This window comes from Sphingobacterium sp. xlx-96, assembly GCF_011007365.1.
Classification (GTDB): domain Bacteria; phylum Bacteroidota; class Bacteroidia; order Sphingobacteriales; family Sphingobacteriaceae; genus Sphingobacterium; species Sphingobacterium luzhongxinii.
In genome coordinates this window covers 160,495-186,934 of sequence record NZ_WFKM01000010.1, presented here as the reverse complement: position 1 = coordinate 186,934, position 26,440 = coordinate 160,495, and the positions used below count along the sequence as shown (strand labels likewise).

Here is a 26,440-nt window from a genome sequence, read left to right as displayed (position 1 = left end):
ATGAACGATACCTCCTCGTGAATACGGGGAGGTAAGTTATTTAACAAGTACTGAAATTAGTCTGCAGTTTTCAACGGTTACATGCACGGTCAATTGAAATGAAACCAATTAATAGCAGGAAATAAAACACTACTAGTCTATTGATTCAGCTAAATAATCTATTTATTTGGCTGAATTGTTCATTGGCATAAGTTGATTTTAGGAATAGTTTCTTAAGTTAAACAAAGATTTCTTATTATAAATATCCGTTAGGAATAGGGTTGTAAACTGAAAAAGTATGAATAAGATTAAATTATGGGTTTGGTGTATCGGATTGCTGTTTGTAGGTTCCTTGCAATTGAAAGCACAGGAATCAAAAATAAATAAAATTTGGTTTAATAGCCCTGCTGATGCATTAGCCAAAGATAGGCCATATGTATGGGATAGTGATCCAGAATGGTTGAAGGCGCTTCCCATAGGCAATGGTTCATTAGGCGCTATGGTTTTCGGAGATGTTAATCAAGAGCGGATACAGCTTAATGAAATGACGCTATGGAGTGGGAGTAGGGATGATGAGGCAGATAATCCTGATGCTTCCCGTCACCTGGGAAAGATAAGAGAGCTGCTGTTTCAGGGTAAGTATAAAGAAGCTACTGAGTTGACAGTTCGTACTCAAATTACTAAAGGATTAGGTTCGGGAAGAGCCAATGGCGCCAATCTGCCTTTTGGATGTTTTCAGACCTTAGGAGACCTTCGGTTGGATTTTGGAACGAAAGCTACTTATGACGATTATTATCGAGAATTGGACTTAATGACTGGAGTTTCCTTGACTAGGTTCTCTCAAAATGGAGTTAATTTTATTAGAGAGGTGTTTGCAAGTCATCCTGACCAAGCGATTATTATTCGCCTGACTGCTGATAGGCCGGGGGCTATTAATGTGAGGCTAACGATGGATAGACCTGAGCGATTTAATACAGTTGCACTTAAAGATGAGCTCCGGATGGTTGGTCGCATGGATAATGGAAAGGGTGGGGATGGAATGCGGTATATGGCTCGGGTTATTCCTGTATTGGACGGAGGACAGATGGATAGTCAGGGAGAGTCAATTCAAATAAATGCTGCAAATGCCGTAACATTGGTTGTAGCTGCCAAAACTGATTATAAACAACAATATCCTGAATTTGTAAATCCAAACTTTGAAAAGGAGCTTGAAGCTGTTGTAAAAAAGGCTACTTCAAAAGCATATAATAAATTAAAAAGCCGACATGTGGAGGACTTTTCTTCGTTTATGAAAAGAGTGGATTTTCGCTTGGGGAATGGTTTAAATAATGTTCCTACAAATGAGCTGATGTTCAATAATCAACTATCAAGTGGTAATCAAGATTTGTACCCTTTATACTTCCAATACGGCAGGTATCTTCTTCTTTCTTCTTCCAGAGAAGGGGGATTACCAACGAATCTGCAAGGGATATGGGCGAATAAAATACAGACTCCTTGGAATGGCGATTATCATACAGATATCAATGTACAGATGAGTTATTGGCCAGCAGAAGTGACTAATTTATCAGAAACTCATAGACCACTTTTTGATCTTATTGCTTTACTGTCTATACCTGGCAAAAAGACAGCGGCGGTTCAATACCAAATGCAGGGATGGGTTTTACATCCGATTACTAACGTATGGGGCTATACGTCTCCAGGTGAAAGCGCAAGATGGGGAATGCATGTCGGGGGTGGAGGCTGGATTGCACAACATCTTTGGGAACACTATGCTTTTACTCAAAACAAGGCGCATTTGAATAGCGCATATCCTATGCTTAAGGAGGCTTGCTTATTCTATTTAGATTGGCTGGCAGAAGATCCCAAGACAGGTAAATTAGTTTCAGGTCCTTCACCTTCACCAGAAAACTCCTTTAGAACTTCAGATGGATATGTGTCTCAGATTAGTATGGGGTCTTCACATGATCAACAAGTTATTTTTAATCTTTTTGAAAATACGCTCAATACGATAGCTGTTTTAGGGATTAATGATGCTGCTTTTAGGAAGAGGTTGCAGACTGCAAAAGATAAGTTAGCTCGGCCAAAGATAGGGAGTGATGGACGACTAATGGAGTGGGCAGAAGAGTTTGAGGAGGTAGAACCCACGCATAGGCATATGTCTCATTTATTTGCCATGTATCCTGGCAATGAAATTACGCTTTATAAAACGCCTGAATTAGCCAATGCTGTTCAGAAGTCGTTGGAGGTGAGAGGCGATAGTGGAGTTGGTTGGACATTTGGATGGAAGATGGGACTCTGGGCTAGGTTGCATAATGGTGATCGTGCGCTTAAACTTTTGGATAGGCAACTAAGACCAAAGTTTGACCATAGCAGCAAAACAAGTGGCGGCGGTGGCGGCGGAACGTACTATAACTTGTTTAATGAAGGGCCTCCCTTTCAAATAGATGGAAATTTTGGAGTCGTTGCAGGTGTGGCAGAAATGTTGCTTCAAAGCCATGAAGAATTTATTGAATTGCTTCCTGCTTTACCAAAGAGCTGGAGCGATGGAGAAGTATCGGGCCTGGTAGCTCGGGGTGCAATGGAAATAGATATGAAATGGGAGGATGGAATATTGAAAGATGCATTTATTAAAGCTAAGTATAAAACACCGTGCAAAATAAAATATAATAACAAATTTATTGAACTGAAACTTTCTCCAGGAAAAAGAATTAACCTGAAAAAGGTTTTGGCTTCTTGAATCGAACCCTTGGGTTCGCCCCTAAAGGGCACAAAAAAAAGCCCAATCTTTCGATTGAGCTTTTTTTGTGATCCCGCTGGGATTCGAACCCAGGACCCATACATTAAAAGTGTATTGCTCTACCAGCTGAGCTACGGAATCCTAATTCTTTATTTGAATTATCCTTCGTTGTTTGAAGTGATGCAAAGGTAGAAAAAACCTTGATACATGCCAAATCTTTGGTAGCTTATTTTGTGTGTTTGGTTTTAACCTGTTGTTTATCAGTAAAAAAAAGTGCATTTAAAGGGCTGTATATGCATCATGAAGGGGCATTGGCTCTGATCATGCGCTTTGCGCCGTTGATATCATGGAATAATTGAACGTTTTTAAATCCTTTTTTTGAAAGTAGGTCTGCTGTCTCTTCAGCGAGGTATTGATTGATTTCAAAATAGAGGTGTCCTGTGGAGGTTAAATGTTCTTTGGCAAAATCGCCTATGTAATCGTAAAATAGCAATGGTGCGCTGTCTTCAACGAATAAAGCGCTATGGGGTTCAAAAGCGAGCACATTTTGGTGCATTTCTTCTTTTTCAATCGTAGTGATGTATGGAGGATTGCTGACTATAACGTCAAACTTAAGTTCTGCTGCGAAAACTAAATCCCATTCTAAAATATCCATTTGTATAAACTGGATGTCGACCTCATTTTTTTGGGCATTGCGCTTCGCTACTTCGAGCGCCTCTTTGGATATATCGACCGCCCAGTAATTGTGCTGTGGCATACATTTGGCCAGGGAGATCGGTATACAGCCCGTCCCGGTGCCGATATCGATGCAGGATAGGTTGTTTTTGTTTTGATAATCTTGGCGGATAAGGTGTACGAGTTCTTCGGTTTCGGGGCGCGGAATTAAGGTGTGTTCGGACACTTCGAAGATATGGCCGTAGAAATGGGCATAACCCAATATATGCTGGATGGGTCTTCCGGTCTTGAGCTGGGCTAAAATGTTTTTAATTCCGGCTGAGGCCGCAACAGTAGGCCGCTCGTTTTTATGGAAAATAAATTGATTGCTTCTAATGCCGCTGAGGTGCTCTACCGATAGGGAAAACAGCACTTTGATTTCAGCGGAAGGATACAGTTCGCTCAGCTCGTTGTGGAATATTTCGGCTATCTCTTGCCAGGTATTGTTCATCGTACAAACATACATAAATTCGCTTTTACGCGGGATATAATAGCGTTGTAATATAAAAGCGGATTATTCATCATCGTATGCTTTCAAAGGTATTCATGAGCACTCCGTGGTTTATTTCGCTCTCCTCATCCATTCAGATTCTTTTATAGAGGAAATTTAGTGATTTTTTTAAGTTTAGCTTGTCCGCTCTTTTTAGATAAAATGTTAAGTTTGTGGTATGACTGAAGATCAAAGGTTCATGAGTCGCTGTATTGCGTTGGCGCAATTGGGGGCCGGTACTACAAGTCCTAATCCCATGGTGGGGGCAGTGATTGTATATGAAGGAAAGATATTGGGTGAGGGCTATACGTCGCCTTACGGAGGGGCGCATGCGGAGGTGAATGCTGTAGAGGCGGTGAAGACTAATTATGGTGACGGGCAGGCCAACGAACTATTGAAGCAAAGTACGGTGTATGTTTCGCTGGAGCCTTGCGCGCATTATGGCAAGACGCCTCCATGTGCAGATATGCTCGTAAGACATGGTGTCCGTAGGGTTGTCGTAGGCTGTGAAGATCCTTTTGCGAAGGTCAATGGTTTAGGGATAGCCAAGTTGAGGGATGCTGGTATTGATGTGGAGGTCGGCGTGCTGGAGGAGGAATGCCGCTTTGTGAACCGTCGCTTCTTTACGCGTATAGGACAGCATCGTCCGTATGTTATCTTGAAATGGGCGGAAACAAAGGACGGGTATTTTGCGCCGATAGGAGACAGACAGGCATGGATAAGTAACCGGGCAAGCAGGCAGCTGTCGCACAAATGGCGTTCCGAAGAGGATGCTATTATGGTAGGTGCTGCTACTGCGCTGATAGATGATCCGATGCTGAATAATAGACTTTGGTCCGGTAAGTCTCCGAAGCGTGTGCTGATCGATCGAAATCTCGCTGTGCCCAAAACCGCTCGCTTGTTAATGGACGACAGCACGGATCTGATCATTTTTAATGAGGAGAAAGCTGCGTGGGATGGGCATTTGAAATATATTGCATTAGAAAATTATGACCTGTATCTGCCACATAACATTTTGTATCAACTCTATCTTATGGATGTGCAATCTCTGATTATCGAAGGGGGGGTCAAAACATTGAATCGGTTTATTGAGGCCGGTCTTTGGGATGAGGCTCGTGTTTTTGTAGGGGAAAGTGTGTGGGGAGAGGGGATTGCAGCGCCGCGTATGGAGGGTGCAGTCGGTGAAGAGATCGCTGTGGCCTCAGATCGATTGAAACTGTACTATAAAGCGTCTTCTTAGTTTTCTCGTATTTCTTCTTTTTTTTTGTAATCATTTGTTTTTCAGGATGTTGTTTTTTAATTTTAAAAATGGTTTATCCTGAAGAATTGTTGCATTTTATCTGGCGTTATAGATTATATGGACAAACAGACTTAAAGACGAGGGATGGAGAAGAGCTTAAGGTCATACATACAGGTGTTAATAATCATAACGCAGGGCCTGATTTTGAACTGGCTAAAATTCAGATCGGTAAAACTGTCTGGTCCGGTCATGTAGAAATACATTTTCGGGAAGACGATTGGTTCCAGCATAAGCATGATACCGATCCGGCGTATTGTGCTACGATATTGCATGTGGTCTGGGAAGAAGGGAGCAGGGCAGGCCAAAGACAGGACGAAACTCAAATACCCACACTTCGTTTAAAAGATTATGTCGATCCGCAAATGCTGGCTCGTTATGCTTCATTAACGAAGCAACAGAAAGGTATTGCCTGTGAAGGGCGTATGAAAAAGGCTTGGGCAGCTATGGCACCGGGATGGCTGGAGCGCCTAGCTATAGAGCGTCTGCAGGATATGTACGGTCGATGTGAGGATTGGTTGGTACGGACCAACAAGGATTGGGAAGCGGTGTTTCTAATTAATCTAGGACGGGCGTTTGGGACCAATGTGAATGCGCAGGCTTTTGAAGAGTTGATGTGGAAAGTGCCTCCTCAATTGCTTTATCGGTATTATGGGGACTCCCAAAAAATATCCGCATTATTGTTCGGTACAGCAGGATTCTTAGAGGCTGATTGTACGGATGAGTACTTTGTTCGATTGAAAGGCGTATATCAACACCTCAAGAAATTACATGGTCTGGACCGTATGTCGGCAGTGAATTGGAAGTTTATGCGTATGCGCCCTCACAACTTTCCTACCTATAGACTTGCGCAGCTGTCTGCCCTGATCTCTACAACTGTTTATTGGTTTGACATGATTTGCAATGTATCGAGCCTGGATGCGCTGTTCGCTACGGTCAAAAAGGGGAGACTTGATGCCTACTGGCAGTCGCATTTTCATTTCGCCTCGGCGACGGAGCAACACGGTACAGGCTGGACAGATGCTCATCTCTATCATTTGGCCATAAATTGTTTTATTCCAATGTTGTTTTCCTATGGACATTTTATGGGCAGGGAGGATCTTAAAGAACGTGCATTGGGGTGGTTGGCACAAATTCCGGCTGAGAATAACCATGTGGTACGGTATTATAAACAGCAGGGTGTGGTATGCTATAATGCCGGTGATTCACAGGCGCTACTGGCCTTGAGAAGGAATTACTGTGATCCAAAGAAATGCTTGGATTGTGCTGTCGGCATGGAAGTTTTGAAAAGCTAAAACTATACCCTCAAAATGGTTGCAATTTCATTAAAACCTTTGTCGGCAGCGATATCCGAAGCTGACTGTCCTGCATTCGTACGTATCGTGATATCAGCACCTTGTTCCAGTAATGCGATGATGAGGTCTATATTGCCATGTCCTGCTGCCTGGTGTATAGGCGCAATACCTCCGTATTGTAGTACATTGACCTCGGCACCGGCTTCGATAAGCATTTTTGAAATGTCGCTGTGGTTGATCGCCAGTGCTGCATGTAATGGATAGGTACTGTATCCGTTTTGTGAACTTATGTTGGGGTTGGCGTGGTGTAAAAGAAGTAGGCGTACAATCTCTTCTTTTCCAAAATGCGCAGCGATACCTAATGGTGTGAATCCATGATCAGATAACTCGTTGACGACGTCTTTTTTGTGTTCGATCATCATCTGTATGTGCGACGTCAGACCGGTGGCACATGCTTCATGTATGGTAATGGTTGAGATGAATTTTAAAATGACCTGTGTAATCTGAGGCTTCTGGTAGTAACATGATAAGAGAAGGGGAGAAATATCATGACTTGTCTTTTGATTTACTACGGAAGGGTCTTGACTTAATAATAACTCAAGATCTTGGTGGTTTCCGGTTTCGATATACTCTTCTATTATTGTCGAGTTCATATTGGGGGTAATTCGTTGTTACTGGTTTCGAAATAAATAAAAAAAAAGTGGAATCTTTCAAAATGTTAGTAATATTTCAAATGTTAATTAATTCAGATAAGGGAACTTACTCGAAAATAAAGTTGGCAAAACTCCCTAATAGGGCCGCTGAAAAAACCTTTGTAGTAGAACAACTACAAATAAATGAAAACTAGCTACAATAAGATGTACGGATCGATGCAAATCTACTTTCTCTTAGTACATTTGTAGTGCCCTCCCCAAGGGCATGTTTTTCATAGGTAGATGTAGGGTCGAATATTTCTTATTCGACCCTTTTTTATTTTTATGTCTTTTATGCTACTTTGGTGACTTTCGTTGGAAGCAGTTGCTGGAGAATTTAGTTAGATTTGTCGGATAAAATTAGGTCAGTTAAAAATAAGTTATACACATATGCAACGTAAAATAGTAGTAGCTGTAACCGGGGCTTCCGGATCATTATATGCTAAAGTATTATTGGATAAATTGAAAACCTTAGGGGATCAGGTGTCTCAGGTAGGCGTGGTGATGTCTGATAATGCAAAAGATGTATGGCGGTTTGAATTGCAGAATGAAGCTTATAATGAATACAAGGATTTTACTTTTTACTCAAAAAATGATTTTATGGCACCTTTTGCTTCCGGGTCGGCCAATTATGATACCATGATCGTATGCCCTTGTTCGATGGGGACACTGGCTCGTATAGCTAATGGTACTTCATCTGATCTGACCACGAGGGCTGCGGACGTCATTCTCAAAGAGCGAAGAAAACTTATCTTGGTGACCCGGGAAACGCCACTGAGCCTGATCCATATCAATAACATGTCCAGTGTGACACAGGCGGGGGGGATCATTTGCCCGGCCAGTCCGTCATTTTACAGCCTGCCTAAGACGATGGAGGACCTTGCGGCAACAGTGGTAGATCGGATATTATCCCTCGCAGATTTAAAAATCGACTCTTACCGATGGGGGGAGTAAATGAAATCTAAATGGATAAGGAGAGCTACAAAATTCGCTTTATGTTACCGCGCAATTATATTGCGTATAAAGGAGAATTTATGTAGGTTTGTCTTTTAATGAAGCGACTTATAGTATCATGCTACTTGATGATTTTATGTAGGGCAAGACTTATCTCCGCGCTCTTTTGCTTAGTTTTGGTCGTTTCACTCTCACTTGAATTTCTACAACAAATTAAATATTAGCAAAATATCCATGAATACAGTCTTAATTTCTTCAGCTAGGTTAATACTACCTAATCATCCACTGAACGGTCAGGAAATCGATATCTTGATCAAAGAAGGTAAAATTGCTGATCTAGGTAAGAAGCTAAAAGCTGCAGATTCCGATTTGCAAGTGATTTCGGCCAAAGGATGTATCGTAAGTCCGGGTTTTTTTGATTTGAATGCCAATATCGGAGAACCGGGCTATGAAACCAAAGAAGATATGAAGACGGGAACTGCTGCTGCTGCAGCCGGAGGCTTTACAGCGATTGCAGTTCATCCGAATACGAACCCTGCGGTACACAGTAGAGCTGAAGTGTCGCTATTGGTCAATCTTGCCAAAGGTAATCTCGTGGATGTTTATCCTGTCGGGGCGATATCTAAAAAGCGGGAGGGGCATGAAATGGCTGAGCTGTATGATATGAAATTGAATGGCGCAGTCGCTTTTTCGGATGGTAATCGCAGCGTGCAACAGGCGGGATTGATGGGAAGAGCACTATTGTATGCCAAAGGTTTTGAGGGGTTAATTATATCTTTTGCGCAGGATGAATCTATGGTTGGGGATAATCAGATGAATGAGGGGGTGATGAGCACTTATTTAGGTATGAAGGGAATCCCTAATCTGGCCGAATCATTGATGGTGTCCAGAGATCTTTTTCTCGCTGAATATAATGATGCTCCGATCCATTTTACAACGATCTCGACAGCAGAATCTGTAGATTTGATTAAAAAGGCAAAAAGCAAAGGTATTAAGGTGACTTGTGATGTGGCGGCACATCAGCTGGTATTTACCGATGAAAATATCGCAAGCTTTGATTCTAACTATAAAGTGAGTCCGCCGCTGCGTACAAATAATGATGTAAAGGCTTTACTGAAAGGGATTAAAGATGGTGTAATTGATGCGATAGTTTCGCAGCACACACCGCAGGAAATTGAGTACAAAAATGTCGAATTTCACATAGCAAAGAATGGAATAACGGGATTTCAGACGGCGCTCCCTTTGGCGATAAGGTCTGGGATCACGGCGGAGGATATTGTCGAAAAGATGGCGGTAGGACCTAGAAGGGTATTGGGATTGGATATTCCGAAGTTTGAAATAGGAGAGTTGGCAAATCTTGTTGTTTTTGACATGGAGACAACCTGGACTTTCGATGCGCAGTCTAATAGATCGAAAGGGGCCAACAATCCATTAATGGGGCAGGAATTAACAGGGAAAGTAAATCTTGTTATAAATAATAATAAATTGATTATTAATTAATAATGGTATGGATGTTAAAGTAAAAAATGCGATAACTGCTGCGGCCAATACGTATGCAGGTATAGAAAATATAGATAGTCAAGAATTTTTAGACTCGTTGTCGGGTGTTTTTGATTTGGAGTTACCTTTTATGGATAAGGTAGAGCGTATGGATGCGGTTTTTGACGATTACCAAGGCTTTGAGGAGCTGCGTGAAATCAGCTTTGACCTGCTCATGATAAACTTCTTTGCGGAAGATGTGCAGAAACTCGAAGAGGATTACTTGGACTCCGAGGAATGGGAGCGCATTGAAGAAGAAACATTAGACCGTGGTACGGAATTGCTCAATGTATTTTTGTATTTGAGAGAATGTGCTGATGATGAGATCAAACCTTCACTGGAAGATTATTTGAAGGAGTTCTTATTGGTTGAAGAGGACGAGTTTCAGGATGAGTATAGTATTTATGAAAAGGTGATAGCAAACCAGATTCTGGTAGAAAGCGATTACTCGGAAATTGCAAAAGTATCCAAAACAATGAATACCCAAGACGAGTTGTTTGAGTTGTTCTATCCGTTGGTATCTTTCTTTTTCGAGCAGAATCCATCCGAAAGCCAGTTGCGCGAATTTGAAGATCATACTTCAAACAAGGCTTATGAAACTGCTGTATATCAAGTTATTGTCTATTTTAGTAAATAGGGGCTGAGTATGACAAATGAATTGACAAAGGTAGAGAAAAAGGACGCGCTGATTTATGGTGCTATCGCGGGAGCATTGACGATCGTATTTTCTATTATCGGTATCTATCACAGCCGTACGGTAGATAGCTATAGTACGCTATATATCGTGAGTATTGCTTTGAAACTTGTTGGATCTGTGTTGATACCTGTTGTAATGGTCTACTTTTTAAAGAAGAGAAATGGAACGGACTGGACCTTCAGCAGGGCATTGAAGACTATTTATATCTTTCTGGCAGCCAGTATCGTAGTAAGTGCTATAGGGCTTACGGTCTATCAAAAAATGATAATGGATAAGACTGTTTTGGAGGAAAGTTATCAAAATCTTATGAACTTAAAGATTGTGGATATGGAGAGCCGTGGTGCTACAGAGGATGAAATCGATCAACAGATGGAGATTATCGAACAGGATCGCGCTTTTGCATTTTCCGAAATATCGTTTCGAAGCACAGTACCCCCGACCTTTATTAGTTTGTTGGTCAATTTTGTTTTCGCGATGGTATTAGCGTTCTTGTTTCGTTCAAAAATTGTCAAAAAATAATCGATAGTATAGTATATGGATATTTCAGTTGTAGTCCCATTGTACAATGAAGCCGAGTCATTGCCCGAACTAACCGAATGGATCCGTCGTGTGATGGTAGCGCATAATTTCAGTTACGAGATTATTTTGGTAGACGATGGCAGTAAAGACGCATCTTGGTCTGTCCTTTTGGATCTGAAAAAGCAACATGATCAGATTTCTGGTATTAAGTTTAGGAGGAATTATGGGAAGTCTGCTGCACTAAATGTTGGCTTTGCGGCTGCTCAAGGGGATGTGGTCATCACCATGGATGCCGACCTGCAGGATAGCCCGGACGAAATCCCAGAGCTGTACGATCGTGTCAAGAATCAAGGCGCTGACCTGGTGTCGGGATGGAAGCAAAAACGTTACGATCCGATAACAAAAACACTACCCACCAAACTGTTTAATGCGGTAACACGAGGTATGTCTGGTATCAACAACCTGCACGACTTCAATTGCGGGCTTAAGGCCTATAGGAAGGACGTGGTCAAGAGCATTGAGGTCTACGGCGAAATGCATCGATATATACCTGTCATTGCTAAATGGGCGGGATTTTCGAATATACAGGAGCAGGTCGTACAGCATTATCCGAGAAAGTATGGTACGACCAAGTTTGGCGCAGGGCGGTTTGTGAAAGGATTTTTGGATCTGATGTCTATTTTCTTTGTCGGCAAGTTTGGTAAGCGGCCGATGCATTTTTTTGGACCTATTGGCGTAATTAGTTTTTTGATAGGCTTTTTTATCACCGTGTATTTAATTGCTGATAAGTTGATGAGCATTGCAAATGGTACGGTATATCGTAATGTCACCGATCAACCCTTGTTTTACCTATCATTGTTGGCTATTATGATCGGTACACAATTGTTTCTTACAGGATTTATTGCTGAGCTTCTATCGAGAAATAGTTCGGAGCGGAATAAGTATCATATTGAACAGGTCGTATAGCTATGTTGTTTTCCATCGTTATCCCTTTGTATAATAGGCCCGAAGAAATAAAGGAGCTTTTGCAGTCGCTGCAAAAGCAGTCTTTTAAAGAGTTCGAGGTTATCATTGTCGAAGATGGATCTTCATTACCTGCAGGGGGGATCGTAGAAGGGTTTAAGGATAGTCTGAATGTTCATTATTTCTCAAAGCGTAACGAAGGACAGGGATTTGCCCGAAACTATGGCTTTGCGCGTGCTAAAGGTGAATATTTTATTGTCTTTGACTCGGACGTTTTAGTACCCGAAAATTACCTGGAAATAGTAAAGGAAGCTATCGAACGGCATGGTTGGGATGCTTTTGGGGGGCCTGATGCAGCTCATGAGTCTTTTACGCCGATACAGAAAGCTATCAGTTACTCCATGACGAGTCCCTTTACGACGGGCGGGATACGGGGTAATAAAAATCATATCGGTGAATTCCACCCCCGTAGTTTCAATATGGGGATTTCTCGGGCGGTGTGGGAACGGACCGGAGGCTATAGGCTGTCAAGGCGATCTGAAGATATTGAATTCAGTATCCGGATGATCAACGAGGGTTTTCGGGTAGGGCTAATTCCGGACGCGTTTGTATTCCACAAGAGACGCACCAGTTTAAGCCAGTTTTATAAACAGATTTATAACTTTGGAAAAGGACGGATTGATATTTCATTGCTCTACCCTGGGGAATTAAAACCGGTACATGCATTGCCTGCAATATTTACAGTGGGCGTTTTGGGCTTAGTGGTATTGAATATTATGGATCTGCTGTTATTTAGCGATGTGATGCTATTGCACTACCTCGTGTGGTGTGGAGATATGGTTTTGTTTTCCTTTGCAACATTACTTTTATTGCACGCTATCTTTACGACCAATAGCCTTCGGGTAGGAGCTCTTGCTGTGCTTACTGCTTTTACGCAGTTGTTTGCATATGGTTTTGGTTTTATGCGCAACTACATTGATCGTATGCTATTGAAGAAGGATACATCGCATTAATGGCCGATATTTGGGGTGAATTTTGTTATATTAGAAATTTAGAATTCAATAGTGGTATCGAGTACACAATATAATCTAGATAAAATAGAAAATCTATTGGCTGATATAGGCTATAAGGTAAGGTATGAAAAAGGTAACTTTAAGACTGGAGCATGTGTGATCCAGAATTCGAAAGTTATCGTGGTGAATAAGTTCTCTAATCTGGAGATCAAAATAAATTCTTTGGTACAGCTTATTAAAGAGTTTGAATTTGAGAAGGAGCAGTTGGATGAGAAGCAATGGACATTTTATAAATCATTAATAAAACCAAACGATTAGAAATTGAAAGTTCATTTTTTAGGAACAGGGACATCGCAGGGCGTACCTGTCATCGCATGTAGGTGTCCGGTCTGTCAATCGACAGATCCCCGGGATAAGCGCTTGCGTACCTCCGTTCTTATAGAGATGGACAATGGGTATAATATTGCTATTGACACCGGTCCTGATTTTAGATACCAGATGCTGCGCGAGCAGGTCGATCATCTCGATGCGATATTAATGACGCACTCCCATAAAGATCATATAGCGGGTCTGGATGATGTGCGGGCCTTCAACTATCATCAACAACAGTCTATTTCCATCTATGCTGACGCAGCTACCTTAGAGGCGTTGCAACGGGAGTTTTATTACGCCTTCTCGGCGGTAAAGTATCCGGGCGTCCCGCAGTTGGACCTAGAGGAGATCAAGCCTGAGCTGGCTTTTGATCTATTCGATCAGGAGGTAATACCTTTTGAGGTGTTGCATTACAAAATGCCAGTGATGGGGTATCGTATAGGTGATTTCGCTTATATAACCGACGCAAAGACGGTTTCGAAGGAGAGTAGAAACTTGCTGGAGGGATTGGATGTATTGGTGGTTAATGCGTTGCAAGAAGCTCCCCATGTCTCGCACTTTACCTTACAGGAGGCTTTATCCTTTATAGCAGATGTAAAGCCTAAAAGAGCCTACCTTACCCACATAAGCCATAGATTCGGTAAACACGAATATATTGAATCCCTTCTCCCCGAGGGGGTCTTTGTCGCATATGACGAACTTGCTATTGAGGTAAAATAATTTATTGTGTTACAAAACTTTTTCGGATATACACTGTTCATATCTGTGAAATATTAGTGTTACATAAATAATTAAACTTTAAAGCTATGGGAAATTTACTTTATTTGATTGCAGTGATTTTGGTTATTATCTGGGCTATTAGTTTTTTAGGTGGATTTGCTACCGGAAGTATTATCCATGTGCTGTTGGTGATAGCCATAATCGTGGTTCTACTGCGTGTTATCAGGGGAAATGCTTAGGACGTACGCTTTTCTATACGTTGCATTTTAGCGGAAAAAGAATCATGGCCTGGCTTTGAGGTGTGATAGGGCTATTTCGAAATCTTCGGCATAGGTAAGTTTGATGTTTCGAGCTGTACTTTCAAGAAGATGTATCGTATGCCCTTTCTGCTCGACCACAGAGGCATCATCTGTAAATGTAGGCAGTTCATCTTGTTCGAATGCTTCGATCAATAATGGAGCAGGAAACGATTGCGGGGTCTGTACCTGCCAGACACGGCTACGATCTACTGATGTAGAGCTGCACTTGTCTCCGATACGGATAGAGTCTGTACTCGGTACTGCAAGAACATTGCAATCGCCTGCCAGAGCCTTTTCGAACGAGTCGGATATAAGCTTTCGCTCTACCAGTGGTCGGGCCGCGTCATGTATAGCGATTGCTGTGGAGTGGTCCAAAGGATCTACCGCAGTACCGGTAATATGCCGTATGGCATTTTGGACACTTTGAAAGCGGCTGTCGCCGCCTGCTACCAACTCATGGGGGATAGCAAAATGATGTGTGGTACAGAGACTTTGCCAGGTTGGGATCATCTGAGCACTGAGGACGACAATAATACGATCCGCTATACCTACAAATGCTTGTATGGTATGCATGAGTACAGGCTTACCGTTAAGCAAAAGATATTGCTTGGGTAAGTCTGATCGAAGACGGGATCCGGAACCGCCTGCGGCTATGATAACAATCTTATTTGGCATAATGTGAAAAAAGCGTGGATTCAAGATATCCACGCTTCAAAAATATTGAAATATTATTACAATACTTAAATAATAAGCATGGCATCACCGTAGCTATAAAAACGGTATTTTTCTTTAACAGCTACTTCATACGCGTTCATTACATTTTCGTACCCTCCGAATGCTGCTATCATGACAAGTAATGTAGATTCGGGTGTGTGGAAGTTTGTAATCATTGAGTTCGCGATACTAAACTCGTATGGAGGATAGATAAACTTACTCGTCCAATCTGTACCTGCTTTTAAGTGCTTGTCTGCAGAGACAGACGATTCGATAGCACGCATCGATGTCGTACCGACTGAACATATACGGCGCTTATTATCAATGGCGCGATTGACTGTTTTTGCCGCCTCTTCTGTAATTATAAATTGTTCAGAGTCCATCTTATGTTTGGTAAGATCTTCCACTTCGACCGTACGGAATGTACCCAAACCTACGTGCAACGTGATCTCTGCGAAGTCGACACCTTTAAGCTCCAAACGCTTCATTAACTCTCTGGAGAAGTGAAGTCCCGCTGTAGGCGCAGCAACAGCACCTTCATTTTTAGCATATATTGTTTGGTAGCGGAATTTATCTTCGGGAGTCGCCTTACGCTTGATGTATTTTGGTAGAGGTGTCTCTCCTAAAATCTCGATGTTGCGACGGAATTCTTCGTCAGTACCTTCGAAAAGGAATCGGATTGTACGCCCTCTTGAAGTGGTGTTATCAACAACTTCGGCAACTAATAGATCGTCATCGCCAAAGTATAATTTATTGCCTACTCTGATTTTGCGTGCCGGGTCAACTAATACGTCCCATAATCTCAATTCTTTATTGAGTTCACGTAAAAGAAACACTTCGATAGTGGCTCCTGTTTTCTCCTTATTGCCATACATACGGGCAGGGAAAACTTTTGTATCGTTCAATATCATCACGTCTTTATCATCAAAATAATCTAAGACGTCTTTAAAGATTTTATGTTCAATCTCGCCAGTATCTTTATGTAAGACCATTAAACGTGATTCGTCACGTTGTTCAGAAGGCTCGGATGCCAAAAGAGATTCAGGTAAGTTGAATTTAAATTGTGATAATTTCATGTGCAATCAGTGTTTATGTTTTTTAACTGTCCTAAATAGGGCTAAAAAAGCACACAAAGGTATGCATTTTTATTCGAAATAGTGTTAAAATCTTTTAACAGTGCTTGATTTTGATACGGTGTCCCTTGTCTTTCTAACACTTCTTTTGGGGGTTGGATTTAATTAGAAAAGCTCCCTTTGCGGAAGGGAGCTTTTCTAAATTTTTAAACCAATTTGGCTAATGCTTCTTTAATTCTTCGAAGTGCTTCTTTTAAATTTTCGTCCGAAGCAGCATAAGACAAGCGGATGTACTTGTCATTTCCAAAGGAATTACCGTCTACAGTAGCTACATGACCTTGGTTTAGAAGGTATAGTGCTAGATCGCCGGAGTTATTAATGGTATTTCCTTCTTGATCTTTCTTGCCGAAAAACGAGCTTATCTCCGGGAAAAAGTAGAATGCACCTTCTGGAAGATTGGTTTTTACACCTGGGATATCGTTCAACAGGTCATAGACTAATTGACGACGGCGCGCAAAAGCCTCTTTCATTTTGTGGACGCTTTCTAAGCCTCCTTCATAGGCGGCAATTCCGGCACGCTGCGCAATGGAGCAGGTTCCGGATGTTGTCTGCCCTTGCATCTTATCGTTGGCAGCTGCTATTTCCTTGTTTGCGGCGATATAACCTAACCGCCAGCCCGTCATGGCAAAGGCCTTTGAGAAACCATTCACGATGATAACGCGGTCTTTTATTGCTGCAAACTGGGCAATAGATTCATGTTTGTCTACAAAATTGATGTGTTCGTAGATTTCGTCCGAAATAATGAAAATATTGGGATGTTTTTCAAATACTTTGGCCAGAGCTTCTAGTTCATCTTTGCTATACACGGATCCTGTAGGATTGCACGGAGATGAAAACATAAATACTTTTGTTTTCGGTGTTATAGCTGCTTCTAGTTGGGCTGGAGTGATTTTGAAATTGCTTTCAATATCGGTATCGATAAAAACTGATTTACCTTCTGCTAATACGACCATCTCCGAGTAGGATACCCAGTAGGGGGTAGGGATGATGACTTCATCGCCTGGATTGATCAATGTTAATATGACATTGGATAGGGACTGCTTAGCGCCTGTAGATACGACAATCTGAGAAATGTCATAGTCTAGTCCATTTTCATTTTTCAACTTCTCGACGATTGCTTTCCGCAACTCCGGATATCCGGGTACCGGGGTATAGCGTGTATAGTTTTCATCCAACGCCTTCTTGGCAGCATCCTTAACAAGATCTGGGGTGTTGAAATCCGGTTCTCCAACGCTTAAACTGATTACATTGATGCCTTTGGCTGCTAGCTCGCGACCTAGTTTGGTCATCTTTAGGGTAGCCGACTCAGAAAGGCTATTGATTCTATCTGATAAATATGATGTTGTGCTCATGGTGCTACAAATATATTATATATACTTCATTTTCAAACCTAATTTTTTGATAAATCCTGATGGAAATAGCATCAGGCTTATCAACTTGGTAATAATCTATAGTTTTTATTGGAATTGATGTTTATCAGACAGAGGCAGCCTTGTAGATGCGCTATTTTTCTTTTTCGAGTTCTCTGCGGTATAGCGCAAGATGCTTCTCGATCTCGGGAGAAAGATCAGGGTATTTTATATCCTTATATTTCTTGAGTTCTTCAAGTATAGTCTGCGCTACAAGGTATCGGGCTATGTCCTTATTGTCGGCAGGGACGACGTACCAGGGTGCATGGGGCTTGGATGTTTTTTGTATTGCTTCTTCGTAATAGGTCATATACTCGTCCCATCGTGTACGCTCTTTGAGGTCTCCTGGAGAAAATTTCCAATTATGGTCTCCTTTGTCTAGCCGCCGCAGTAATCTATTTTTTTGTTCGGACTTACTGAGGTGAAGGTAAAACTTCAAAATGATGGTGCCGTTCTCGTGGATATGGTTTTCGAAATCGATGATCTGTTGGTATCTTTTTTGCCAAAACTCGTTGGTTATATCTTTTACATCCTTTATACCAGGGATGTTTTCCTGTAATATGTATGCTGGATGTACCCGTGTGACCAATACATTTTCATAATGGGTGCGGTTAAATACGGAAAATTTACCTCTTTCAGGTAACGCTATGTAGTGACGCCATAAGTAGTCATGTTGTAGCTCTTCATAGGACGGTGTTTTGAAGCTCTCTACGACGACACCGCGCACATTAAAATCTTTAAATACTTCACGTATCAGAGAATCTTTACCTGCCGTATCCATACCTTGTAAACATATTAGTACGGAATACTTGTTGTGGGCATATAATACTTCTTGTATTTTAGCTATGTCCCGGCGTACGAGTTTCATCTCCCTTTTCGCTTCTTCTGGATTGATATTGTCCAGATATGTCGGGAAGTCGTTCAATTTGAATTTAGAATTTGCCCGGAGTTGCTTTTGAAATTTGCTCATATATCCAAAACCCGTTTATTTATAATTTTGTTTTAAAGCTATCTAATAAAAATTTAATTGGAACAAGAATGCATGATAAATTTGATTATCATCAATATTAGTGATAAATTTGATTATCACTCGATTTGATGATAAAGTAAAAAGGAAGGAATATGCAATTACATGCAATTATTACAGGTGATATCGTAGACTCGCGCTCCAAAGACGTGAAGGAATGGATGCCGATTTTGGAATCTACCCTGACTGAATGTTCCGAAAAGTTTGATATCTTTAGAGGAGATAGCTTTCAGCTTATGGTAGACCTGGAACAAGCTATACGTAGCCTGTTTTATATCAAATCCCGTATGAAGACCATTAGTCAGCTTGATGTACGTATGGGGTTGGGGATCGGTACAGTGGATTATATGGACAACCATATTAAAAACTCATGGGGACAGGCTTTTGTTCGTTCTGGGGAGGTTTTTGAAAGTCTGCACAAAGAGCTGATTGCGGTAAGCTCGCCATGGCCGGATTGGGATGAAGCGACTAATATAATATTGGGGCTTTGTGTGGAGATTGCCAATAAATGGACTGTGAATATGGCGGAAACCGTTGCCGAGTCGTTACGACAGCCTAATGCTAATCAGCAGGAATTAGCGAAGGTATTGCAGCGAAAGCATCAGAGCCAGATCAGTACCGAACTGACAAAGGCCAACTGGAACAAGATTAATAAAGCAATAATATATAGTACAGAACAATTGTTGAAAAAATGCTAACATTATTTCTAAAGCTACTTCTAGCACATCTCGTAGGAGATTTTTTACTACAGCCAAAGAGTTGGATAGTCAAACGTAAAGACAATATATTATATCTATTGCTTCATATATTGGTCCATATGTTGATTCTAGCTATTGTATTCGCTCCAAAACTGACCGATTACTGGATCATGATACTTTCGATCGGGTGTGCACATCTTGCTATAGACAGCCTTAAGATCTGGTGGGAGAAACTGTGGCCCTGTAAGCCCGTTTTCCTGTTTACATTAGACCAATTTCTACATATAGGGGTATTAACAGGGATTACATTTTATCATTTTGGTATGCCCACCGGATTTTTGGACATTCTTTGTTCGGATCGGACGCTTCTATATGTCATTGCTTTCTTGCTTGTGGCCGTCGTAAGTCCGATTTTTTTAAAGATATTCTTTAGTAGGTGGAATCAGGAGAATGAATTCAATAGTAAGAGAAATGATACATTGATGGATGCAGGGATGCTCATCGGTATTATGGAAAGACTTGTTATCGTTTTGTTTATTCAGGTGGGATTTCTCTCCGGGATAGGATTTCTATTAGCAGCCAAATCAATATTCCGTTTTGGTGATTTGAGCAATGCGAAAGACACAAAATTTACAGAGTATATCTTAGTGGGCACATTGGCAAGCTTTGTCATTGCCATTGTGATCGGTTATCTATTACGGATAGGCCTTAAGCAAGTATAATCTCATTCTTATAAGGATATCCATCTGGCAAAAACTGTACAAATACGAATGACTACCAGGTAATTAAATACATATGAAAAAAATAGTCTTGTTACTTTTTCTCGGGATCTGTACATCTGTATTCGCACAAGACCTGAAAAGGGAGATAGATGCTATTGCAAAGGCTTACAGTGCTGTAGGAGTAGCATATGCCGTTGTGAAAGAGGGAAAGATTATACACAGCGATGCTATCGGATATAAGGATTTAGCGCGGGATGTTAAACTGGATCCAGCAAATGACCTGTTTCGAATAGCCTCTATATCTAAATCATTTACTGCTACTGCACTCATGCAGCTAGTCTCTGATAAGAAGTTGTCGCTGGACACGGACTTTGGAACCTTAGTAGGATATCCTGTTCGTAATCCGAAATTTCCTGAAAAGATCATCACCTTAAGGATGGTACTCTCCCATACCTCCAGTATTAACGACCGCAATGGTTATTTCAATCTAGATGCCATCAATCCCCAGAAAAATCCTGAATGGTATAAAGGGTACAACGATTACGAACCAGGGACTAATTACGAATATTGTAACTTAAACTTTAATATGGCCGGAGCAGCTTTAGAACGTGCTGTGGGTGTGCGGTTTGATACCTATATAAAACAGCGCATTTTAGAACCCTTGGGCCTGAAAGGAGGGTACTGTGTCGATTCACTTGATCAAAAGGCATTTGCTCAGCTATATGTGTACGATAGTACAGCTGTGGGATTTGTCCCACAGCCTGCCGCATATGCGCCCCGGAGGGAGGAAATAAAGCATTATGTCATGGGGTATAGCACGCCTGTATTTTCTCCCACAGGAGGGATGAAAATTTCGGCAGAAGATCTGGCGCGTTATATGATCATGCATATGAATTACGGTCATTCGGATGGGGTGAAAATTATGGATAGAAAGGCTGCTAAAATGATGCAGACTCCGGTGAACAAAGAAGCGGGATATGGTTTGGCTCTTCGTGTAAGTAAGGACTTTGTGAACAACAGGGTGATGGTCGGTCATACCGGGTCGGCTTATGGATTGTATAGCGCTATGTTTTTTGAGCCTAAACAACGTTTTGGGATAGTGGTCATTACAAATGGATGCCGGCCTAAGTATCAAGATAATGAACCTACGATCTTAAGTGAAATAGCAAACAGCCTGTATGATCATTTGGTTAAAAAATAAATTTCCTTCTTGTACTTGGCTTGCTTTTTGTAATTTAATGACGGGTAACCATTGTAAGTATTTATTTATGAAAGGGATTTTGATTTGTATTGCCATTATTGGATTGGCCGCTGTAGCCAACGCACAGCAGCTAAATCTCCATGATGTCCGTAGAGACTTTAATAAAGGGGTAAAAGACCAGGATTTATGCGAAAAGCATTTGGAAGTGCTCGAGAAGCATGCTAAAACATCGGTAGAAAAAGGTTATGAAGCGGCTTTTCATATGTTTATGGCCAAACATACAGGGAATCCTATCAAGAAGATGAGTTATTTTAATGGAGGCAAAAAGATGCTTGAAAAGCAAATAGAGGTAGATCCCAATAATATTGAGCTTCGGTTTATCCGTTTATGTATTCAATATTATATTCCGTCCTATTTGGGGTATCGTGACGATATCGAACAGGACAAGGATTTCTTGGTCAGCAATCTTTACAAGCTTAATGATGAAAAAACCAAAGACGTCCTTTACAATTATCTGAAGGGGGCGAAGATGTATACAGAGCAGGAATTACTACAGTTAGGAAGATAGAAACATAGTTTTATGAAACAGGTATTTTTAGTGGTTTTTTTAGTGGCGGTTACTGTTTTACAAGTGCATGCCCAATTGTCCAGGACCTTGTCTCCGTTTAGAGAGCTTGATGTCACGGACAAGATACGGGTACGGCTTTTGGAAGGCAACGAAGATAAAATTGTGATCGAAGGAGAATTGGCCAATCAGATGGAATTAACACAGACCGGTGATGTATTGCGATTGAAAATGACAACTAATTATATCCTGCAGGGACATAAAGTGGATGTGAGTCTGTATACCACAAACCTGTCTAGTATCATAGCAAGAAAAGGAGCACAGGTAACTACAGATAGTTATGAAATTGATATGGATTCTATTTACGTCTCTGCCAATGAGGGCGCACGTATAGATCTACGTATACATACGGATGAGATCGAGGCCTGGACTACAGCGGGGGCAGTGATCCGTGTAGAAGGACAGGCACGAGATCAATCGGTAAATTGTACATTCGGAGGCTTTTATGAGGCCAAAGATCTGCTTTCCGATCATGCCTACATACGGACAAATGCTGGTGGTAAATGTCAGGTTAATGTAGGTAAAAGCGTTGATGCCCAGACCCGGGCAGGTGGAGTGATCGAAATCTATGGAAACCCTCCTGAAAGAAAGCAAAGACGACTGGCAGGGGGGAAGATTAATTTTATGGAATAGTTAAACTAATTTGATCTGTATTTGTTTTAGTGGCAAAAGTAGAACTTATGAAAAGAGAACAAATACAGAAGTGGATCGATGAAGGCTACCATATTTTGAAAGATGGGCGGCCACAGGGCATCGAAGGGCAGCTATGGGATAATGTAGACCACTTAAACGATGAGGAACCTCAGGTTTATTTTTTATCAGACCTTTTAAATCGATCTGATGAAGAACTGGATCAATTACAGGGATTCACTGATGATCAGATACAAGCTATGGACAGCTGATTCATAGAGCCGCACAGGTCGGATAGTGATTTATGGGAAAGTTACAGGAATTTGCGATAAAGCAAAGCTGATTTGCGCTGTTGTGAAGTGATAGTGCTAGTTCTATTTTTGTCGGATCAGAAATTATTACCCGTGGATTTAAATTAGCCTCCACAAACCGTCCACTGCCCCCGGAAGTCGTCTCCAACAGCGCCTCGGCAGTATCCCTATACGAGATGACCTCAATATTATTTTGTGAACAGACATAGAGGTATGACATCATGTGGCAGGATGTCAAGCTACTCAATAGTAAGTCTTCTGGATTGTAAAGATTGGGATCTCCCTTGAATGCCTTTGCTGCTGACACCTGTATATCAGGCTTCCCTTCTATGCAGATACGATGGCTTTTATGGTATATCTGCGACGTGGCAGGCTTTGCTTCTTCGCTATTGCCCATCCAATTTAGCGTAGCTTTAAAAAGATGTTTAAAAATCATGCCTTTTATTTCATGTTATTTTATGATTGTCCTTTACGTTAACGTTTAGGGCTGGATCGATATTATAAATGTTGTCTGCTGACAGGAATGTCATACAGACGCGAATATCTGAAAATTTGCAGGCTTTTTAATATTATTTTACCTTTTGTGTTTGCGTTTTGAATGCTGGATCAGATAATATTTGAAATCTGGACCATAGACCTCCGTTAGATATGAAATACATTTGCGGCATTATACCAAACAATCAAAATACATGAGCTATATCATCAAGAAAGCAAGTTTAGAAGATCTAAATGAGACTGCAGAGTTGTTTAACCTTTACCGTATTTTCTATCGTCAGGAATCAGATCTGGAGAGCGGAAAGACATTTTTGAAAGAACGTTTTTTAAACGGAGAGTCAGAAGTTTTTTTGGCGATAGTAAATGGTAAAGCTGTGGGATTCGTACAGTTGTATAAACTCTTTCACTATACCAGATTACAAAAGCAATGGTTATTGAGTGATCTTTTTGTACATGCAGATTATAGAGGACAGGGGCTCTCGGTGGCCTTGATCAATCGCTGTAAACAGTGGAGTAAAGAGACAGGAGCCTGTGGTCTGATGCTGGAAACGGAGAAGACAAACGATATCGGAAATAGGCTTTACCCAAGATGTGACTTTGAGTACGATGGTTTGCACAATTATTACCACTGGTGGGGGTAAATGTATTTGGAGGCTAGTCGTGATAGACAGATGGGATTGTACCACATTTTTCAAAACATCTATTTTTTGTTTCAAGGTTGATGATTTCACATGCTTATGCACAAAGTATCGACGCTGTACCCACATCCAAATCTCGGTTTGAACTTGATTCGGAAGTAATAAAGTAGGTCGAAGTATATTTTTAGGAGTCGGACTTGGCTTGGCTTTAGGAAAATAATCAATTGTTGTTACCACAAGCTGATTTATGGTCAGTATATTGACATAGCCATCAAAAATGGCTATGTCAATAAAAAAGTGCATTAGTGGTTACTGTGACAATAAGCTATTATCTTTTTTAGGGTACAATTTACTAAAGATATACACTGTAAGCACTGCCAGTGGAAATGATACTAACGCCGGGTTTTCCAGTTGATGTATCGCATTCGCAGCGCCCAACCCATATTTGTCCCACATGGTCGGCGAGGTCAGGATAATGGCAAGCGAGGCAACAATCCCAACAACTATCGAAGCAGATATTCCTGTAGCGGATGTTTTTTTCCAGAATAATAAAAATAAAATAGCCGGTAGATTTGCGGATGCGGCAATCGCAAATGCCCAACCAACTAAAAACGAAACGTTAATGCCTTGGAAAGCCATACCTAAGAGTATGGCCACAATTCCTACTATTACAGCGGCAATCTTCCCAACCTTAACTTTTTTGTCATCATCCAAGTTTTTCTTCAGGTATACATCTATAAAATCATGAGCAATCGCTCCTGACGACGCAACAATAAGTCCAGCTACAGTGCCCAACACGGTTGCAAACGCTACGGCAGATATAATAGAGAATAGTGCCGCACCGAAAGCTCTCGCTAGTAACGGCGCCGCCATATTACTGGATTCGACATCCATTACGCCATTAACACCGGCTCCAAGTCCAATAAACAAGGTTAAGATATAGAAGCCTCCGATAGCAGCAATCGCTAAAATTGTTGATTTTCTGGCATCTTTTGGTGTCTTCACCGTATAATATCGAATTAAGATATGGGGGAGTGCCGCGGTGCCCAAAAACAGAGCCAGCATAAGTGAAACAAAATCCATCTTACTCCAAAGATTTGCATCACTACCAATTTTATATTTTAGTCCGGGTAACATAAATTTAGACCCAGAGGTTACTTCCGGATAATAGATAGAAACTTGATCATTTCCATCAACCAATTTCACCTGGAGGAATCGAACTACCTCACTTTCTCGGATGGTCGATAAGAATTGAAACGGGCTGAGTGGACCAGTGCTTGAGACTTCCTTTCCATTAACTATAATTTTGCTTAGGTGACCTACCTGATAAAACTTCCTATTCTCTTTCGGTTCTCCGTTATAGAGCAACTCGCCATTGATTTTTTGGGTGATGCTTAGTGTTTCTTTCAATAAATTATTGTCACCTTCTTTTGTCCAGGCGAACCATCTTTCTATTCCGTTTTGTGCTAACTTGACAAATGTTTTATCCCCAACCTGCTGTTGCGTCACAATATTCCAGTTCTGCACAGAACTGATCTTATCCTCTTTTACCTGAGGTACTAGCGCTATAAAGGAATGGTATTTATTCCCTTCAGCATCAGGCGGACTGGATAGACCGTTTTTTAGGATATAAAAGGTGAGCGCCAAAGATAGAATGATCAGCAATCCGCCTTTAAGAAACTGCACATAGGTTGTAGAGGCCATACCGGCACTTGCGACGATAGCTATAACAATAGCACCGACCAGTATTACCCCAGCCCAATGTGGCAATCCTAATAGGGGCATGACCAAGTCGCCTGCACCGACCATCTGCGGTATAAGGTAAAAAATAGAGATGATCAACGTACTTATAGAGGCTGTTAACGTAATTGCGCGCGAGTTGAATTTTGCATTCAAGGCATCTGTAAAGGTGTATTTTCCTAGCCGTTTGAAGGGTTCGGCAATGAGAAACAATGCTACAATCCATCCGGCTAAAAAGCCAATTGCATATAAGAAACCGTCGAATCCGGCAACGGCAATCATCCCGCATATTCCGAGAAAAGAAGCTGCCGAGAGATAATCTCCAGCGAAAGCAATCCCATTGACCGCCCAGTGTATCTGTCCTCCCGCAGCGTAGTATGACGATGAAGAGCTTTTTTTTCGACCAAAGTAAAAAGAAAGCCCTAATACCAATCCGACGAAAATGAAGAAAAATGCTAAAGCAGTGAAAGAAATATCATATATCATCTGTTATCTCCCTCCTTTAGATTTTCCTGTAGTTCAGCGTCGTCTTCATATTTCGTGCAGTAGTGGTTATAAATCACACCTAAGACCACCGCAAAAACGATCAGTCCTATGCCATAGGCTACCGCTAAATTTAGTCCTGCAAATACAGTAGTCGCTAATAATTCGTACTTGAATACGCCTAAAATAACAAAGCCGGCGTAGCAGATTAAATAAACAAAAAATAGGCGTACTCCCAATTTTGACTTCTGCTGAGTTACAATTTCTTTTTCTTCAGCTGTGTTGTTGACATGCATAAGTTGAAGGTTTACAAAATGTATAATTTGGTTTAAGT

28 protein-coding genes and 1 tRNA gene are annotated in these 26,440 nt (G+C 41.3%); 19 read left to right on the top strand and 10 right to left on the bottom strand.

The genetic code is table 11. The features are described from left to right. Positions 1-277 precede the first annotated feature (277 nt). Positions 278-2,716 (top strand): glycosyl hydrolase family 95 catalytic domain-containing protein, encoded by a 2,439-nt coding sequence (locus G7B20_RS13585; RefSeq protein ID WP_164111957.1) that lies wholly within the window; start codon positions 278-280, stop codon positions 2,714-2,716. Between the two features lie 68 nt (positions 2,717-2,784). Here the strand turns inward: G7B20_RS13585 and G7B20_RS13580 are convergent. Together G7B20_RS13580 and prmC are read right to left on the bottom strand one after the other, a co-directional pair. Beyond that, positions 2,785-2,857, bottom strand: a tRNA-Lys gene (locus G7B20_RS13580). A gap of 157 nt (positions 2,858-3,014) precedes the next feature. After that, complete coding sequence (gene prmC / locus G7B20_RS13575; protein WP_164111956.1) at positions 3,015-3,881, bottom strand: peptide chain release factor N(5)-glutamine methyltransferase; 867 nt, start codon at positions 3,879-3,881, stop codon at positions 3,015-3,017. 217 nt (positions 3,882-4,098) lie between these two features. On the opposite strand from prmC, the gene ribD reads away from it, so the two are divergent. After that, positions 4,099-5,160, top strand: a complete 1,062-nt coding sequence (gene ribD, locus G7B20_RS13570) for a bifunctional diaminohydroxyphosphoribosylaminopyrimidine deaminase/5-amino-6-(5-phosphoribosylamino)uracil reductase RibD (RefSeq protein ID WP_164111955.1) — start codon at positions 4,099-4,101, stop codon at positions 5,158-5,160. A 68-nt stretch (positions 5,161-5,228) separates the two neighbouring features. Further along, positions 5,229-6,512, top strand: coding sequence for a DUF2851 family protein (locus G7B20_RS13565; protein ID WP_164111954.1), 1,284 nt, complete (start codon positions 5,229-5,231; stop codon positions 6,510-6,512). Between the two features lie 2 nt (positions 6,513-6,514). On the opposite strand, the gene G7B20_RS13560 is transcribed toward G7B20_RS13565, so the two are convergent. Then, positions 6,515-7,165: an ankyrin repeat domain-containing protein gene (locus tag G7B20_RS13560; protein ID WP_164111953.1), complete on the bottom strand. Its 651-nt coding sequence runs from the start codon at positions 7,163-7,165 to the stop codon at positions 6,515-6,517. 429 nt (positions 7,166-7,594) lie between these two features. Here G7B20_RS13560 and G7B20_RS13555 point away from each other — a divergent pair, with 429 nt between their 5' ends. The 9 genes from G7B20_RS13555 (at position 7,595) to G7B20_RS13515 (ending at position 14,220) form a co-directional block, all read left to right on the top strand. Then, entirely contained in the window at positions 7,595-8,158 is a 564-nt protein-coding gene (locus G7B20_RS13555; RefSeq protein WP_164111952.1) for a UbiX family flavin prenyltransferase, read from the top strand. A gap of 234 nt (positions 8,159-8,392) precedes the next feature. Then, positions 8,393-9,658, top strand: a complete 1,266-nt coding sequence (locus G7B20_RS13550) for a dihydroorotase (RefSeq protein ID WP_164111951.1) — start codon at positions 8,393-8,395, stop codon at positions 9,656-9,658. A gap of 7 nt (positions 9,659-9,665) precedes the next feature. Further along, a complete protein-coding gene (locus tag G7B20_RS13545) occupies positions 9,666-10,334 on the top strand; it encodes a hypothetical protein (protein WP_164111950.1) in 669 nt (222 codons plus the stop codon). A 9-nt stretch (positions 10,335-10,343) separates the two neighbouring features. Further along, positions 10,344-10,913, top strand: coding sequence for a DUF4199 domain-containing protein (locus G7B20_RS13540; RefSeq protein WP_164111949.1), 570 nt, complete (start codon positions 10,344-10,346; stop codon positions 10,911-10,913). A gap of 15 nt (positions 10,914-10,928) precedes the next feature. Further along, complete coding sequence (locus G7B20_RS13535) at positions 10,929-11,879, top strand: glycosyltransferase family 2 protein (RefSeq protein WP_164111948.1); 951 nt, start codon at positions 10,929-10,931, stop codon at positions 11,877-11,879. A gap of 2 nt (positions 11,880-11,881) precedes the next feature. After that, positions 11,882-12,889 carry a glycosyltransferase gene (locus G7B20_RS13530; RefSeq protein WP_164111947.1) on the top strand — a complete coding sequence of 336 codons (1,008 nt, stop codon included), beginning with the start codon at positions 11,882-11,884 and terminating at the stop codon, positions 12,887-12,889. A gap of 51 nt (positions 12,890-12,940) precedes the next feature. Continuing rightward, positions 12,941-13,207: a hypothetical protein gene (locus G7B20_RS13525; protein WP_164111946.1), complete on the top strand. Its 267-nt coding sequence runs from the start codon at positions 12,941-12,943 to the stop codon at positions 13,205-13,207. A 3-nt stretch (positions 13,208-13,210) separates the two neighbouring features. Next, on the top strand, positions 13,211-13,981 hold the full coding sequence (locus G7B20_RS13520) for an MBL fold metallo-hydrolase (protein ID WP_164111945.1): 771 nt from the start codon (positions 13,211-13,213) through the stop codon (positions 13,979-13,981). Between the two features lie 86 nt (positions 13,982-14,067). Next, positions 14,068-14,220 (top strand): lmo0937 family membrane protein, encoded by a 153-nt coding sequence (locus tag G7B20_RS13515; protein ID WP_164111944.1) that lies wholly within the window; start codon positions 14,068-14,070, stop codon positions 14,218-14,220. Positions 14,221-14,262: 42 nt separating this feature from the next. On the opposite strand, the gene G7B20_RS13510 is transcribed toward G7B20_RS13515, so the two are convergent. From G7B20_RS13510 to G7B20_RS13495, 4 genes are all read right to left on the bottom strand, one after another. After that, positions 14,263-14,955 carry a 2-C-methyl-D-erythritol 4-phosphate cytidylyltransferase gene (locus tag G7B20_RS13510; RefSeq protein WP_164111943.1) on the bottom strand — a complete coding sequence of 231 codons (693 nt, stop codon included), beginning with the start codon at positions 14,953-14,955 and terminating at the stop codon, positions 14,263-14,265. Positions 14,956-15,020: 65 nt separating this feature from the next. Next, positions 15,021-16,070, bottom strand: a complete 1,050-nt coding sequence (gene queA / locus G7B20_RS13505; RefSeq protein WP_164111942.1) for a tRNA preQ1(34) S-adenosylmethionine ribosyltransferase-isomerase QueA — start codon at positions 16,068-16,070, stop codon at positions 15,021-15,023. Between the two features lie 203 nt (positions 16,071-16,273). Beyond that, complete coding sequence (locus G7B20_RS13500; RefSeq protein ID WP_240452731.1) at positions 16,274-17,479, bottom strand: pyridoxal phosphate-dependent aminotransferase; 1,206 nt, start codon at positions 17,477-17,479, stop codon at positions 16,274-16,276. A gap of 151 nt (positions 17,480-17,630) precedes the next feature. Further along, entirely contained in the window at positions 17,631-18,506 is an 876-nt protein-coding gene (locus tag G7B20_RS13495; protein ID WP_164111941.1) for a PPK2 family polyphosphate kinase, read from the bottom strand. 152 nt (positions 18,507-18,658) lie between these two features. On the opposite strand from G7B20_RS13495, the gene G7B20_RS13490 reads away from it, so the two are divergent. From G7B20_RS13490 to G7B20_RS13465, 6 genes are all read left to right on the top strand, one after another. Beyond that, the gene (locus tag G7B20_RS13490; protein ID WP_164111940.1) at positions 18,659-19,261 is read left to right on the top strand and encodes a hypothetical protein; all 603 of its coding nucleotides are present in this window, start codon (positions 18,659-18,661) and stop codon (positions 19,259-19,261) included. Beyond that, on the top strand, positions 19,255-19,983 hold the full coding sequence (locus G7B20_RS13485) for a DUF3307 domain-containing protein (RefSeq protein WP_164111939.1): 729 nt from the start codon (positions 19,255-19,257) through the stop codon (positions 19,981-19,983). The genes G7B20_RS13490 and G7B20_RS13485 overlap by 7 nt, the downstream gene beginning before the upstream one ends. Before the next feature lie 73 nt (positions 19,984-20,056). After that, positions 20,057-21,184: a serine hydrolase domain-containing protein gene (locus G7B20_RS13480; protein ID WP_164111938.1), complete on the top strand. Its 1,128-nt coding sequence runs from the start codon at positions 20,057-20,059 to the stop codon at positions 21,182-21,184. 67 nt (positions 21,185-21,251) lie between these two features. Then, on the top strand, positions 21,252-21,752 hold the full coding sequence (locus tag G7B20_RS13475) for a hypothetical protein (RefSeq protein ID WP_164111937.1): 501 nt from the start codon (positions 21,252-21,254) through the stop codon (positions 21,750-21,752). 12 nt (positions 21,753-21,764) lie between these two features. Continuing rightward, positions 21,765-22,442 (top strand): head GIN domain-containing protein, encoded by a 678-nt coding sequence (locus G7B20_RS13470; RefSeq protein WP_164111936.1) that lies wholly within the window; start codon positions 21,765-21,767, stop codon positions 22,440-22,442. Positions 22,443-22,489: 47 nt separating this feature from the next. Continuing rightward, the gene (locus G7B20_RS13465) at positions 22,490-22,711 is read left to right on the top strand and encodes a hypothetical protein (RefSeq protein ID WP_164111935.1); all 222 of its coding nucleotides are present in this window, start codon (positions 22,490-22,492) and stop codon (positions 22,709-22,711) included. Between the two features lies 1 nt (position 22,712). On the opposite strand, the gene G7B20_RS13460 is transcribed toward G7B20_RS13465, so the two are convergent. Beyond that, positions 22,713-23,186 carry an OsmC family protein gene (locus G7B20_RS13460; protein WP_205600221.1) on the bottom strand — a complete coding sequence of 158 codons (474 nt, stop codon included), beginning with the start codon at positions 23,184-23,186 and terminating at the stop codon, positions 22,713-22,715. Between the two features lie 253 nt (positions 23,187-23,439). Between G7B20_RS13460 and G7B20_RS13455 the strand changes: the two genes are divergently transcribed. Beyond that, complete coding sequence (locus G7B20_RS13455; RefSeq protein ID WP_164111934.1) at positions 23,440-23,886, top strand: GNAT family N-acetyltransferase; 447 nt, start codon at positions 23,440-23,442, stop codon at positions 23,884-23,886. Between the two features lie 306 nt (positions 23,887-24,192). On the opposite strand, the gene G7B20_RS13450 is transcribed toward G7B20_RS13455, so the two are convergent. Next, positions 24,193-26,109, bottom strand: coding sequence for a cation acetate symporter (locus G7B20_RS13450; RefSeq protein WP_164111933.1), 1,917 nt, complete (start codon positions 26,107-26,109; stop codon positions 24,193-24,195). Beyond that, positions 26,106-26,402, bottom strand: a complete 297-nt coding sequence (locus G7B20_RS13445; RefSeq protein WP_164111932.1) for a DUF485 domain-containing protein — start codon at positions 26,400-26,402, stop codon at positions 26,106-26,108. The genes G7B20_RS13450 and G7B20_RS13445 overlap by 4 nt, the downstream gene beginning before the upstream one ends. Between the last annotated feature and the right edge of the window lie 38 nt (positions 26,403-26,440).